The organism is Saccharothrix sp. AJ9571 (assembly GCF_021725495.1).
Lineage (GTDB): Bacteria > Actinomycetota > Actinomycetes > Mycobacteriales > Pseudonocardiaceae > Amycolatopsis > Amycolatopsis magusensis.
The window spans coordinates 5,523,783-5,538,435 of the sequence record NZ_CP091382.1 but is presented as its reverse complement, the minus strand read 5'-3'; the positions used below and the strand labels follow the sequence as shown (position 1 = coordinate 5,538,435).

The window sequence follows — 14,653 nt, the reverse complement described above, 5'->3', positions numbered from 1 at the left end:
AAACTCTTGCTCGCCTCTAGTTTCCGAGTATGCTGAGCAGCCGTGGCCAAACAATCTATGAAAGAGTGGCTGTTGAGTATTGGTCCCGCTGCGATTGGAATTTTGTTGTTATTCCTCGCGGCCCCGTAAGATGCCGATACCGGACCAGTGTATTGCGGACCAGAAATCATGAGTCCCGGCGACTGGTGCTACCGTGAATTCGACGCAGAGGATAATTCGATTGCAGATACTTACGAATCACTCAAGGCGGCACGACCGAAGGGACGCGGCTGGGATCCCGTCTTGATAGGCTTTGGAGTGTCCTCTATCCTCCTAGGCATCGGGTTAACTGCACGTCTAGCCCGTTCCCGGTAGATCTGCAATCTTGATCACGACCCACGGCGCGAAGCGCCACAACGTTGCAGTGCCGCAGACGACGGTCGTGATTATAGAAACGAAACCCTGCCGCGAAGAACCGTCGTTAACCGAACTGTGCGACAGTGCGCCAGGACGCGCCGAGTGCTGATCATCGTCGGGGCCTGCTCTTTCCATCGAGGGCGGCCGTGGACTCTGACTGGACGAGGTGTTCGGCCCGGAGCGCGCCCGGGGCAATTCCGGCAGTCTCGGTGTTCAGGCGTTGTACCTCGACGCCCCGAACGTCGTCAATCGCCGGAGTGCACGAGTGTGTTGAGGCTGCGCCTGGATCCGACCGGCGGGGCCCCGCTCGCGGATGCGTCGTGACGAATTGCGAATCGTTGCTCAGCACTGCATAGCGTACGGCCGTAACGCTCTGGGTGATAAGACGGCATACCCCTCTCCGCGCAGTGGTTGCTGATGCCAGGCCAAGGCCCGGGTCGACGTCGGTCCGCCAGCACGCGTCTGCGCAGTGCGGCATGACTACGCCGGGCGCGGTCGACGTCGCGGGGGCGGGCACCGGCGCGATCGGCCAGCTTTCGCCCACAAACTCCTTCACCGCAGGCGCGGTCTCACAGTTCGCGATGGGCGGTGGGCGGTGAAGACCAGCAACCGGCGGCAACCTGGAAGCGGTTCAAGCAGGCTGGCGTTCCGGCCTCAAGGGAGCTGGCCATCACAACGGATGTTGAGGTGAAGGTGGTCACTCGGATGATCCAGCGCGGGCAGCACCATGGTGAGGTTGTGGTGAACAACCGGTCCTGCATGTTTCACGAGGTCGCGTCTATGTCAAGTAATGCTGACGTATCAGCGATCGATTTGCCAGCGACATGCTCCGGGTCCTGTGCCGGCGAGTCCGTTCCCGCTTCGACGTGCGTTGCTGGCAACGGCGGGGCGCGAAGCTCAATTGGCGGCCGAAGGGTTCCTGTTCTATCAGGGGGCGACGGGTGAGGAAATAGCCAGACGGGTGACTGCAGTAGACCCTCAGAGACGCGTTAGGTTGAGCGCTGCCGGTGGGATGTGAGCGGGGAATAAGACCTAGGATGGCTGCGGCTGATCAGGGAGGAGCCCAGGTGGACAGGCAAGTCGTCGACTACGTGCTAGAGGACGGGACGCGGGTGGGCTTCGAGATCGAACCACCTCCTGGCTTCCACCCGGCGGGGCGATTGGGCGAGACGATCGGCAAGGTGCGCGAGGCGGTCGGGCCTGCGGTGCGGGCGGCGCAGGAGGTGCTGTCGGAAGTGCGCGCCGCGAGCTCGCCGGATGAGTTGCAGGTGAAGTTCGGCGTCAAGGTCAGCGGTGAAACCAAGTGGCTCATCGCCACGGGCAAGGGCGAAGCCAATTTCGAAGTCACGCTGATCTATAAGAATCAGCAGCCGGTTTCCCGTCCATGAGCGCGCGGACGGGATGGCGTTTTCCGCGGGACCGGTCGTGGGTGGTGGCCGTCCTAGCCGACGACGCGCGAACGCCGATCGGGAGCGGAGTGGTCGTCGACGGTGAAACCGTACTCACCTGCTCGCACGTCTGCGAGGACGACACCGTGTGGGTGCGGTTTCCCATGGTGCCGGACGGGCCGGTACGCCGAGTTCGAGTGCTCGGCCGGAGCACCGCCGAGCAGGACCTCGCCGTGCTCGGCCTGGACGACGCTGGCGGGATGCCCAAGGGTGTTCGGCCAGCGGCCTGGCGCTCCCCCAGGCCGGAGGAATTGGAGGGTGACTCGTGGTGGGCATTCGGCTTCCCTGGCGGCGACCCGCTGGGCGAGAGCGCGCGGGGTGAAGTCGGCTCGGCGCTGGGTCACGGCTGGGTGCGACTGAACACCGGGTCCCCAGGGCGCGTCGAACGGGGTTTCAGCGGGGCTGCCCTGTGGAGCACGGAATACCAGGCCGTCGTGGGCGTCGTCGCGCAGGCGGGTGGCGGCAACGGGCGGGCGATCACTCTCCACGAAGCCGGTGACCTGCTTCAGGGCTGGGATCGAACGCCGGCCGAAGACCCTGAGAACTCCCGGCATTGGCGGCCGCGTGCTCGCGGGGTCGCCGTGGACAGCGAGCGCGGCTGGCGCTTTCGCGGTCGCACGGCGGCACTGTCCCGGATCGTGCAGTGGTTCCGGCAGGCTGAAGATCACCGGCAGGTGCTGGTGGTGACCGGTTCACCCGGGGTCGGCAAGTCGGCCGTGCTGGCCCGGATCGTCACCACTGCGGATCCGGCCGTGCGCGCGCAGCTTCCCGCCGAGGACAACGCAGTGCGCGCCGACGAACATTCAGTCGCCTGCGCAGTGCACGCCAGGGGCAAATCCGCGCTGGACGTGGCCACCGAGATCGCCAAAGCCGCCTCAGCGCGCGCACCCGAACAGGTCCAGGACTTTCCCGCGGTGATGACTGAGGCGCTCATCGCGGGCAAGCCGTTCAACGTGGTCATCGATGCGCTGGACGAGGCGGAATCACCACAGCAGGCCCGCGTGATCATCCGCATGATCGCCCGTCCCCTGGCCGAAACCCTCCCGTCCGTTCGTCTCGTGATCGGGTCGCGGTACCGCGACGACCTGGGCGACCTGCTCGGCGCGTTCGGCACGGGACGGGCCACGATCGACCTGGACGATCCGGACTACTTCGCCTTGGCGGACCTGGAGGCGTACGCGCTGGCGACTCTGCAGCTCAGCGGCAACGAACGGGGCGGCAATCCCTACGCCGACGACACGGCCGCCGAGCCCGTTGCCCGGCGCATCGCCGAACGCTCTGGGCGCAACTTCCTCGTCGCCGGGCTCGTCGCCCGCGGCCACGGCCTCTACGACACCGAGCCGGTCGATCCCGGCGCCCTGACCTTCACCCCGGATGTGGACGAGGTCTTCCACGAGTACCTGGACCGGCTGGCACCGGTCGGCGAGCTGTCCCCGGATGCCGCCCTCACCGCACTGGCCTTCGCGGAAATGCCCGGCTTCACCGGCGAGCTGTGGTCGACAGCCGTCCGGGCGCTGCACCAGGTGAAGATCGGCCCGGAAAGGCTGACCAGATTCGCCCGCGCCGCTGCGGCGAACTTCCTTCTCGAATCCGGGACGGACGCCGACGGGCGGACGTTCCGCCTGTTCCACCAGGCGCTGGTCGACTCCCTGCTGGCGCGCAGAGCGGAATGGAAGGAGCGTGCCGCCGATGAACGCGAACTCACCCGGGCCTTCCTCACCGGGTCGTGACTGGGCTGCCGCCGAAGCGTATGTGCTGTCTTCGCTGCCCGCGCACGCCGCCCGCGCGGGCATGATCGACGAACTGCTGCTGGCGGACGGATTTCTGCTCCACGGTGACCTGGTGCGCCTGCTCGCCGCCGCCGACCAGGCGAGGACCGCACCTGGGCGCGAGCGCGCGCTGCTGGTATCGCTGACCCCGGCCGCAGTCGGAGCGGGGCCCGCTGAACGGGCCGCCTTGTTCTCCGTGACCGCCGCCATGGAAGGCATCGCCGGTCTGTCCGAACCGAACAGTGCCGGACCGCCGCCCTATCGCGCCGCCTGGGCTGCCACCCGCCCCCGCTCCGAGACCGCCGTGCTGGACGGCGGCATCGACCGGGCCACCGGAGTGTGCACCTTCGACGGCGATGACGGCAGGCCCCGGCTGGCCACCGTCGGCTACGAGATCCAGCGCGGCCTGGGCGGGTAGACCATGGCCTTGATAGATACCATTCCCAGCAGGATGCGGGACCGCGAGCACGGGTGGCTCCACGTCTGGGATCCCACTACCGGCAGTTTGGAGAACCGGGTGCTGGCGGCCGGTTCCGCCTTGACCGCCGTGTGCGCCTTCACCGCAAGCGACGGCCGCACCCGGCTCGTCACGATCAGCACCGCGCCCGACGGAAGGCCGGAGCCGCCCGTCGTCTGGGATCCCGTGACCGGCGCACAAGAGTGGGTTGTCACCCACGCCGGGCCGACCCATGCACTGTGCGCGTTCACCGGTGAGGACGGCGGTGCCCGACTCGCCACCGTCGACCTCCCGAACAAGGCGGTGCGCATCTGGGACCTGGCCACCGGGCGGCTGGACGGGGTGTTGACCGGATATTCGGGTTCGATCACCGTGCTGACGTCGTTCACCGCAAAAGACGGGCGGGCGCGGGTGGTGACCGGCGCAGACACGGGCGCGGTGGACGTCTGGGACCCTCTCACCGGAGGACGAGACCGGGCCCTGGCCGGGTACCCCGGTGGGGTCACCGCGTTGTGCGTGCTCGAGGCACCATCGGGCTTCAGCGTGGCCTCCGGCGACTCGGACGGCCGTCTGAAGATCGCGAACACCGCAGGGGTGAACGTGGCCGCGCACCAGGGAAAAGTCAGTGCTATCTGCGCTTTCCGCCGCCCGGACGGGCGGGCCGACCTGGCCACGGGCGGCATCGACGGACGGCTGCGCACCTGGGATGCCGAGACCGGTGAGCGCCGGCAGGAGCTGGACACCGGCACGGACGGCGTGCGATCGATCTGCGCGTTCGACGGAACCGACGGCCGGGCCCGGCTCGCCATCGCCTGCCTCGATGGAACGGTGCGAGTGTGGGACCCGCTCATCACCCACCGCCCGCGTCCCCGGCCCCGCCGCGACCCGGTCCGTCTGGCCACCACCGTAACCGGAGAGGATGGGCGGGCCTGGCTCGCCACCAGCGGCCATCAGGGCGAAGTCCGGCTACTCGATCCGGCCACCGGCGAACTCATCCGGGAATTGAGAGCGCACACCGGTCCGCTACGGGGATTGGCCGGCTTCACCGGGGCCGATGGCCGAGCCCGGCTGGCCACCGCCGGGAGCGACAAGGTCGTGCACATCTGGCGGCCCGACACCGGCGTGGTGGAACAGACCTTGTCCCGGCGCATCCGGGGGATCAGCAGGATGGCCGCCGCGAGCACGCCCCGGCCGCAGCTGGCCATCAGCAGCGGACTCCTGCCGGCGAAGGTCCACCTGTGGGACCCAGCTACCGGCCACCGCATCCGCACGTTACGCCGGGGCTCCGAATGGTTCGTATGCTTCTTCAGCGCGGGCCCCGGCCGCTTACGCGTGGCCAGCAGCGGGTTCTACGGCAGAATCCTCATCTCGGACGCGGAAACCGGCGGCGTGGTGCGGCAACTGCCCGCCGGGACGGTGAACTCATTGTGCGCCTTCACCGGCGATCACGGGCGTTCACTGCTCGCCGTCAACGGGCACGGGTCGATCTCCATCTGGGACACCGAACTCGGCGTGCGCGAGCGCGAGCTCAAGGTCCCGATCGACAGCGTCCAGACCATGTGCGTGCTCACCGAGCCGGACGGGCGGATCCGGCTGGTCACCGGTGGAACCGATCGAACGGTGCGGATCTACGATCCCGGGACGGGCGGGCTCGTGCAATCCATTCCGGTCCACCACCGCGTGCACGTGCTATGTGCACTCAATTCCCGGCTGTTCGTCGGCCTAGAAGCCGGACTGCTCGCGATCGAGCGGTGAACCGCAGAGGCAGGCTTGATTGTCGCGCCACGACCCGGCCCGGGGCCGTCATGCCAAGCCGCGCAAGCTGCATGCCGATCGAACAACCCCACCGAGCTGTCCGCGTGCACACCCTGGCCCATCTCGGAGAGCGCCATCACACTCACCGCAGACACCCACGGCAGCCTCGCGCGCCGCCGCCGGCGCCCTGCTCCACGCCTGGCCTGAGATTGACATCGACCAGGAACTGACCCAGTCGCTGCGGTCGAACACCGGCACACTGCACGACGCCGCCGAGGAGTGCTGGCCGACGGGCACCGAGTCGCGCTCGGTACGGGCCTTGCGCGAGGACAAGTGGTACTACGTGTGGGTTCTGGATAGAACCAGCAAAACCCACCCCTGAGATGCCCACAGGGGTAGCCGCGGATGCAAGAAGCGGAATCGCTGCTCCAGTGGTGATGGGTGAGGCTGAAGATGTGGCCCCACGCCGAGCATCTGCAGCCTCACCCGGCTCTCTACAGTAATGCACCGATGGCATTTCGGCTGTGATGTCGACTGTTCAGGTGTGGTCCCACTGGCCAGGGCTAGGCGGTGTGGTGCCGCGGGTAGGCGAGGACCAGCGCAGGGCCTTCCCCTAGGACCTCGACCAGCTGCTGGTCTTCACGGCACGGTTCAGCCGGCAGAAAGGTGACCAAGATCCTGCCGAGTTCGACAACCGGCCACCTGAGATAGCGGGCCCAGTTCGACAACCATCCCGGCTGGGACAACTAGACAAGATGCGCGCTTGCCACCCGTGTGGGAAACGTGGTCACGTCGAATGTATGTTCGGTTGACGACCGGCGTGGTGATGTCCGGCGAGGTGCCTGGCCGCCTGCACGGCAGCTGCCACGTGTCCTATCCGGCCGTACCTTGCGGTGTCCCGCTACGGGAAAGCTCCAAACCTCCGGCTCATCCCCTTTCGGGTGGTCAAGCCCCAGAGTGGGAATAGCGCGGCGCTCGCGGCTTACTGGTGGAAGGTACTTATTTCAGCCATGCGCTATCACTCGCAGAGCAGGAGTAGCTCAGGCCGCGACCGCGACCGGCCACGTCCGCGACCGCGTCGTCGGCAACGTGCCCTGACCGGCCCACCGCGACGATGACTCGTCACCGCGCCGCTGCGATCGGCTGCCGTTCGCGGCCACCTCACCCGGAGAAGACCACCATGCCCGTCACCCTCATCAACAGTTTCACCGTGCCACCGGACAAAGACGAGGCGTTCCTCCAGACCTGGCGCAACTTCACCCCAGCCGGACAACGCGTCCCCTGCGTCAAGGCACATCCCGGCCTGTTCGAGGTGTACGCGCAGGTCAACCCCGCCCACCACCACCCCGAGCCCGGCAAGTAAACGTGCCCACACACGAACGTCCTGGAAACCCTGCTCCGCCTGCCCGCCTTCGACCGCGTGCTCGTGGCGTTGAGAGTGCCCATGGCTGGTGCGCCGTGCCCGCCCGCACCGCCGACTTCGGCTTCAGTCGCGTGGGCCAGGGTGCAGGTGAGCCGGGCACGGCGACATCACGGTGCTCAGCCGGTGCGGGTGGGGCTGTGTCGGGTGCCAGAGCGCATCCATCGGCGGCGGAGAGTGCGGTTGAGGCTCCTGCTGTCGATCTCTACCGTAAGGTTGCGGCTGCGCGCTGCCCTCCACAAGGGCCGTGCCGAGGCGCTCACACGACGTCACAGCTAGCTGGAGAATCACCGTGTCCGACCCCGCTATCCCCGCCGACCAGCAACTACGCATCTCCGTATCAGCTCACTCGGCCGGAGTGGTACTGCTCGCGGCAGCCGGCGCTGTCGACGCCCTCACCGACACACAGCTCGCCACCGCACTGGACCAGGCATGGGCGCAGTCACCTGACCTCGTGCTCCTCGACCTCGCCGACGTTCCGTTCCTGGGCAGCAGCGGCCTGTCCCTACTCGTCGACGCACACCACCAAGCCCAAAGCAACAACGCACGCCTCGCGATCTGCGCTCCGTCACGCCCCGTGCAACGAGCCATCGAAGTGACCGCCCTCGACCGAATACTGGCCATCCACCCTTCCACCACAGCCGCCCTCGAAGACCTGGCCTGAACGCTGCGCGCTTCCTCCCAGCCAGCACCCGCCGGACCAACAGCGCTGGTCACTGCCCGCACATCACCTGCACCTGAGCGCTCCCACCCGGCATTCACGAGATCGTCGAGCGGCGCCGGCCACTGTCTTGCCAGTTCATCGCCCCAGTGGCTGAGGCTGGTCCGATCTGGGATCTCTCGGGGCAGGTTTTCGCGTCATGAGGGCGGGGTAATGGTCTACCCATGTGGTTCGCACTGAGCTTGCCGTTGATCTTGATGCTGGTGGCACTGTTGCTGGACGGGGTGGAGCGGCGTGTCACCCCCGCCCGAGCCCGCCGTCACTGATCAGACCGGACAACCGCTGACCAGCCGGCAATGCCTGGCAACTACTGCACCGCACAGCCGTCGGCAGACTGATCTACACCCACCACGCACTCCCCGCGGTCTGCCCGGCCCGGTTCACCGCGATCGCCACCCGCATCCTCATCCCCACCACCGAACAACCCTGGCTACCCGACCTCACCGGACAGGTCATCGCCGTGCACGCAGACGAACTGTCGGACACCGGGCCACTGTGGACAGTCACCGTGGTCGGCCACGCCCAACGCCAGGGCGACATCCTCATCGTCAGCGCGGGAACCCAACCTACGATCACCGGCCATCGATGGCCGGCCGGTCCTACCGCTTGAACGTAGACCGGCATCCGCAAGGCTAATTACTCCGGACCTGACCTATCGCGATGAGCGGCATCGTTGACCTTCGGCGGGTTCGGAATTGAGCCGAATGGGTTCCCCGATGCTGGCGCCCAGAGTCGCTCCGGCCTCATGTTGATCGGACTCCGTCTCGCCACCAGCTAGTCAGCCACCACGTTCACGACCGCGCCACCGGGGTTGTGTCGGGACCGCGCTTCCGATGCGCGGCGGTGTCAGACGTGATGCGCGAAGATGGGTTTGATCAGGGCTACCGGCTCAGTGGTCGCCGGCTGGAGGTGGCAAGCGGTGGACGGGCAGTGCCAGGATCGGCTGTGGCGGCTGGTCACCGAGCGAGCGGACCTTCGCACGGCGGCTTCCGGCTGGGCCGGGGTGGCCTGCGCGGTCGCCGCCGAGCACCTCGAGATCGACGCGGCGGCGATCACCGTGCGCGGCGCCACCTCGCAGGACCTCATCGCGGCCAGTGACGCTTGGGCGGAGTCACTGGAGGAAGCGCAGTACACCGTGGGCGAGGGCCCGGGAGTCGCGGCCTTCGCCACCGGGGAACCGGTGCTGGTCACCGATCTGCGGGCCGAGCAGGCCCGCTGGCCCGGTCTCGCCGACGAAGTGGCGTCCCTCGCAGTGGGCTCGGCGTTCGCGTTCCCGTTGCAGACCGGGGCGATCCGGATGGGCACCCTCACCCTGTACCGCCGACGCCCCGGCCCGCTCGGCCCCGGCGGGATCCGCGACGCCGCCACGCTGGCGGAGATAGCCACCACCGCACTGGCCGCCGACAGCCGCAGCGGTGACGCCCCGCTGTGGACGCGGGAGGACGCCCCAGGCTTCTACGACGAGGTCAACATCGCGACCGGGTTGCTGGCCGCCGAGCTCCGGATCAGCATGAAAGACGCTCTGCTGCGGTTGGCGGCGAGAAGCCGCCGCTGCAGAGTCGTACCTGGCGACGGAGTGCGCAGCGGAACCGGTCAGTTGGTCGACCTGCCCGCCGATATTCCAGCCTTAACGATGGCGAGCCCGGTGGGCTTGTACAGCAGCGCCATAGGCGGCCGCCGGGCTGGAGGACTGTCCGCGCGCTGGTGCCCATCCTTGCCCGGAGGAGGTGTACGGGAACCACGTTGCCCCTACGCTGAGCCGGATCTGGATTCCGAGTGCTGGCGCTGTGAGGCGGTTCTGATCTGCGGTGAGCGTGTCTTCGGGAACGTGGTGGCAGCTGCGGATGGTTTCGATCGCCGCGTCCATCACGCCCGGCTCCGGGTCGTGAGCGCGGTGCGCGGTGTGGACGCCCTCTAGCCCTGCGAATGTGTAGGCCACGCGCAAGCGGCTGAATGCTGCGTTACTCAGCCCGGCTCGTTCTGCCGCTGCCGCTGCAGTGGCGGGATCGCACTGTGTCGTGTGGACCAGCCGGATCAGGTCGACGACGTCATCGTCGTGGAGATCGGCGTTGGCACCGTCCAGCAATGCCGAGGCACGGCGCGCGGCGTCGGCGGCGATCTCGGCAAGGACCCGGGGTGGGAGCATCCCCGCGGGTGTCTCGGGTAGTTCACGGCCGGCGAAGGGGATTCGTTCGCCGTCGTAGGTTGCGCTGGTGGTCATGATGTCCTGAGTTTGACGAGGTGTACGAGTTCGGCGGCGGTCAGCTTGGTGAAGTCGAATTCTCCGCCGGGTAGATACAGATCGCTCAGGTCGCGTTTGGCGGCCAGCAGCGCGGAGATCCGGTCTTCGATGCTGTTGCGGGTCACCAGGTAGTCGACGTGGACGATTCGGGTCTGGCCGATGCGGTAGGCCCGGTCGGTGGCCTGTGCTTCGACGGCGGGGTTCCAGTGCCGCTCGAAGTGGATCACGTGGTTGGCGCAGTGCAGGTCCAGCCCGACTCCGCCGGTGGTGACGGTTGCGACCAGGATCTGGGTGTCACCGGAGGTGAAGGCCTCGATACGGTCCTCGCGGTCGGATTCGCCGACGTCGCCTATGTAGAGCGAGCTCGTGTATCCCAGCTTGGTCAGGAAGTAGTGCACCATCTTCGCGGTGTAGACGTAATGGGTGAACACCAGGGCTCGCTCGCCGGTGCCGCGCAGGCGTTCGACCAGCCGACGCAGGACGGTCAGTTTCGGGGCGTCGCGCTCAAGCTCGGGTGACGACAGGGCCAAGTCTTCCAAGGGCAAATCGTCGTATTGGGCCGGGCTGTTGGTGATCTTGCGCTGGTCGTGGATCACCTTCTTGGCGAGCCGCCCCACGGCCGGGCTGTCCGGGTTGCGGGCGATCTGCTCGACATCGTCGGCAGTCAGCGCTTCGAGCATGCCGCGCTGGCGGTCGGAGAGGTGGACAAGGTGCGTGGTCTCGTGCTTGCCCGGCAGGTTCAGCCCGAGCATCGGATCGTCCTTGAGCCTGCGCAGCATGAACGGGCGCAGAATGCGCTGGATCCGCTGACGTGCCCACGCCGCTTGACGCTCGTCGGCGGCGTCGGTGATGGGGCGCACGAACTGGGCGTTGAACTCGGCCGGTGTCCCGAACAGCCCGGGGTTGCACCAGTCCAGGATGGTCCGAAGCTCGCCGGCCTGGTTCTCATAGGGCGTCCCGGTCAGCGCGACGCGCGTGGCGGAGGGAAGCGCACGGATCCACCGGGCCGCGCCGGTGGCGCCGTTCTTGGTGCGCTGGGCTTCGTCCGCGACCACCAATCCCCATTCGACGGCGCTGAGTTCGTCGATGCTGCTTTGGAGAGTGCCGTAGGTGGTCACCACGACCGTGGCTGGGGTCAGCCCGGCAAGGGAACGTTTCTGCTTCCAGTATCTGGTGACCGGCAGCCCGGCGAACCGGGCCGCGTCGCGCTCCCACTGGCCGATCAGCTTGCCGCTGGGACAGACCACCAGGGTGGGCCGGTTCGCGCCAGTACGTCGTGGTGACCGGTGGAACGCCAGTGCCGAGATGGTCTTGCCCAGGCCCATGTCGTCGGCGAGCAGACATCCGAAACCGGCCTGGCTCATCCGGATCATCCAGGCCACGGCGCGAGACTGGTGGGGCATCAGGGTCATCGAGCATTCTGTGTCGACCTGCCGGACGGCCTCGGCGTAGTCGGTGCGGCGCAGGTCCGCGATGAGCGCTGCGAGCCCGTCGGCGGGTGTGCACGCGTAGGCGCGCCCGTTGATCGTTACCCGGCCGTCGAGCACGTCGAGCATGGCTTGCGCCCGGGGGATGGTGATCGCTTTGGGCTGGCGCAGGCATTCCTGGGTCTTGTCGTCGAGCATGACCCAGCGGTTCTTCCGCATGATCCACGGGAGTTCGGCCCGGCGAAGTTGATCCAGCTCGGCTGGGCTGAGGATCTGGCCGTCTGCGGTGATGCGCCAGCGTCGGTCGAACAGCTCGCCCAAGCCGAGGCGCCCGGTCAGCGGACCGGGCGGCTCTGCGGGTGCGATGACGGCTTCGACGGAGAGCGCGTCGGCCCAGTCCTTGTCCCAGACCACCTCGATTCCCGAGTCGGCCAGGGTGTCTGCTGCGCTACCCCGCAGTAAGGCGGCGTCTGCGGCGCTGAGCCAGCAGCGTGCCGGATATGGATCGGCACCCAGCGCTTCCAGCGACGGCAGTGTCCGTCCTGCCAGGCGCAAGCGTTTGCGCACGTACTCTCGCAGATCGGGGCCTTCGGGGAAACCAGTGAGGATGGTGCCTTCCCACCACACCTCCTCGGCGTCAACGGCTGTGTCGGTGCTGCCGGGGACCCGGCACAGCTGCAAGGTCGCCTCGAGCACGGTGGTATCCGGCCGGGGCGGTAGGACGGTCAGCTGAAACGAAGGCGCCTCGGCGTCGAGGGCGTCGAAACCGGCTGCGTCGTCGACCCATCGCTGCGTGGTGCTGATGCGGTCCGCGTCGTGCAAGTAGGCGGCACCGGTGAACGGGACCGGGCCGTGCAGATAGCGACGCCCCGATGAACTCACCAGGTAGTCGGCGACCGCGTCGATCATGCCCCGCACAGCCCGGACCAAGTCGACCGACTCCCGCACGTTCTCGCCGCGCACCCAGTCCCCGAGGATGTACGGCGAATCCTCGAGTTGCACGGCGAGCTGGTTCACTAACTCCGCTTGGTCGGTATTGAGCGCCCCGACCCGCCAAGTGGGATAGCGAGTCCCCCGCCTGTTCGTGTCGGCCAACACCGGCGCGATCCCGTGGCGCGCGATCGCATCCAACGCCAAGTGGATGACGCGCGCCCACACACGCGCGGAGTCGTGCCATCCCTCGCGTGGTGGCCCCGCTAGCAACGCGATGGCGTCGCCGGTACTGATCCGCCCGCATCGGAAGTCGAACGTTTCGCCCTGTCGGCCGACCAGGACGCGGCGGGCCGTCGTCTCCGGAGCAGCCCGGACATGGTCGAACAACGCGCACAGCAGGCCCGCCTCCGCGGTGGGAGCGGTCGTGTCGAAGACGAAGTACGCGCCGTCGTCCAACTCGGTCCTGAGCGTGTCACGGTCGAGGCTCGGCAGCCTGACCCTAGTTGCCAGAGGGGTACCGACAACAGCTGGCCGTTCGGGAGTCGCAAGCGGCTCGGTCGACGATGCGGACTCGGAGGACGACTGCAGAGTGAGAGGTACCGGCGTGGCCGCAACTGTTGAGGGCGGGGCGACCGTGGTGTCCGGCTCCGCATCGAGTTCGGTGCCCTTGTCCTGGGAGGGAACGACAGTTGCTGGGGCCGCGGTTGTGGCGCGGGCACGTTCGTTGAGGATCAGGATGAGCGCTCCCGCTGCTGCTTGACGGGCCTGTTTCGCGTTGCCGCCTTCGGCCGTCGCGCGGACCGTGTCGCCCTCGTGCCGACAGGACACCCACGCTTGCGATATTCCCGTGGCGGTCTTGCCGTCGCGCCACTGCGGAGCGCTGATCCACCGCCGCCCCCTTGCGACATCCAGCACCGATATCGCCGTCGCAGTTTCTGTTACGGCCAGCCATTCACTGTCGCCGACCGCAAGGTCCGGCCATCGGTCGTACGGCCCCAGATCCGCGAGTTCGCAGACGGCTGCCAGGCGCACGGACTGGCGTGCTGCCCTGCCCGGTGCAAAGTACGGACCGAACGTGCGCATGCGCCCGTCGACGACGATGCTGAACGAAGCCCATTTCGTACCGCCTGGTCCGACGCCCCCTCGTACTGGCCGGTCGGCACCCCGGTCAACGCCGCGTACTGGTTGAGCACGTACGGCAGCATCACCGGGATCCGGGTCGCCGCGTGCACGCCCTCACACCGAACCTCGTCCCATACTGCAGAGCGTGTTCGGAACAAAACCACGGCCAACTGCTTATCGTCCAGCAATCCCGCCCGGGCCCGCTGCAGCGTATGGTCCACCAACTGCAGATCAGGGTTGGAAAGGTCAGCGGACTCAGTCAACGCGCCGAGGAACGCATGCGGACTCATCGACGCCCAGCGGCATGACGAGTTTCCACCGTCAGGTGCCTCTACGAGCTTGACGGGAGGCAGGAACTCTTTCGCAGCGACGGGCGTGTCGTCGCTCAAGGTAAGCCCGCCGTCGACCAACCGGTTCAACAGGCTCAAACTTGCCGCGTGACGGACGGCCGACTTCGACGTGGCTACGCACGTCTTTCCGGCAATCGGTCCGTCCTCGAGTTCGAGAATCGCCTGTCCCCGGAACGCGAGACCGCCGCGAACGTTGATAGGTTCAGGTTCTAACTGCGGAAGAGGCAGCCCTGCCATTTGGCAATGCACGGAAAGTACGCTGACCGCTAGGTGCGGCAGCGCCTGCACATGTTCCAGAACACGCTGCCGAACCCCGTCCCCGTCCGGCCCGCCCAGCCGCACCAAGAGAAGCGCGCGGATGTCTTTCGGCGTGAGTTCCTGAGCTCCCAGTCTATGCAGTACTTCGCTCAGCCCCTCAGCCTCCACCCTGCCTCCCACCATCCATCGACGCAGCCATGCCGGAACCTCATGGGCCATCCTGATTCCCCCAACGAAATCGCGCCGACAGCAAACACTCCACCGACGGACACCAGCCCAACACCGCCGAAGGCACGCGGGAGCATAGCGGCATGCAGGCGAACAGGGATATCTATGACATTCCATCGTGGGACCC

Annotated in this window: 10 protein-coding genes; 8 read left to right on the top strand and 2 right to left on the bottom strand. The window is 67.4% G+C overall.

Translation table 11 applies throughout. The features are described 5' to 3' along the window. Window positions 1-872 precede the first annotated feature (872 nt). The 8 genes from L3Q67_RS25660 (at window position 873) to L3Q67_RS25625 (ending at window position 9,884) form a co-directional block, all read left to right on the top strand. On the top strand, window positions 873-995 hold the full coding sequence (locus tag L3Q67_RS25660) for a hypothetical protein (RefSeq protein WP_499184024.1): 123 nt from the start codon (window positions 873-875) through the stop codon (window positions 993-995). Window positions 996-1,463: 468 nt separating this feature from the next. After that, entirely contained in the window at window positions 1,464-1,784 is a 321-nt protein-coding gene (locus tag L3Q67_RS25655; protein WP_499184023.1) for a CU044_2847 family protein, read from the top strand. Beyond that, the gene (locus L3Q67_RS25650; RefSeq protein ID WP_499184022.1) at window positions 1,781-3,574 is read left to right on the top strand and encodes a serine protease; all 1,794 of its coding nucleotides are present in this window, start codon (window positions 1,781-1,783) and stop codon (window positions 3,572-3,574) included. Before L3Q67_RS25655 ends, L3Q67_RS25650 begins: the two co-directional genes overlap by 4 nt. Further along, window positions 3,534-4,031 (top strand): hypothetical protein, encoded by a 498-nt coding sequence (locus L3Q67_RS25645; protein ID WP_499184021.1) that lies wholly within the window; start codon window positions 3,534-3,536, stop codon window positions 4,029-4,031. The genes L3Q67_RS25650 and L3Q67_RS25645 overlap by 41 nt, the downstream gene beginning before the upstream one ends. Before the next feature lie 33 nt (window positions 4,032-4,064). Further along, window positions 4,065-5,825, top strand: a complete 1,761-nt coding sequence (locus L3Q67_RS25640) for a WD40 repeat domain-containing protein (RefSeq protein ID WP_499184020.1) — start codon at window positions 4,065-4,067, stop codon at window positions 5,823-5,825. Between the two features lie 1,180 nt (window positions 5,826-7,005). After that, complete coding sequence (locus tag L3Q67_RS25635) at window positions 7,006-7,188, top strand: antibiotic biosynthesis monooxygenase family protein (protein WP_499184019.1); 183 nt, start codon at window positions 7,006-7,008, stop codon at window positions 7,186-7,188. Between the two features lie 349 nt (window positions 7,189-7,537). Further along, window positions 7,538-7,909, top strand: a complete 372-nt coding sequence (locus L3Q67_RS25630; protein WP_499184018.1) for an STAS domain-containing protein — start codon at window positions 7,538-7,540, stop codon at window positions 7,907-7,909. Window positions 7,910-8,885: 976 nt separating this feature from the next. Beyond that, on the top strand, window positions 8,886-9,884 hold the full coding sequence (locus tag L3Q67_RS25625; protein ID WP_499184017.1) for a GAF domain-containing protein: 999 nt from the start codon (window positions 8,886-8,888) through the stop codon (window positions 9,882-9,884). A gap of 299 nt (window positions 9,885-10,183) precedes the next feature. Here L3Q67_RS25625 and L3Q67_RS25620 read toward each other — a convergent pair whose 3' ends face one another. Next, complete coding sequence (locus L3Q67_RS25620; protein WP_499184016.1) at window positions 10,184-13,600, bottom strand: DEAD/DEAH box helicase; 3,417 nt, start codon at window positions 13,598-13,600, stop codon at window positions 10,184-10,186. Then, window positions 13,507-14,466: a dsRNA-binding motif domain-containing protein gene (locus L3Q67_RS25615; protein WP_499184015.1), complete on the bottom strand. Its 960-nt coding sequence runs from the start codon at window positions 14,464-14,466 to the stop codon at window positions 13,507-13,509. Before L3Q67_RS25615 ends, L3Q67_RS25620 begins: the two co-directional genes overlap by 94 nt. Between the last annotated feature and the right edge of the window lie 187 nt (window positions 14,467-14,653).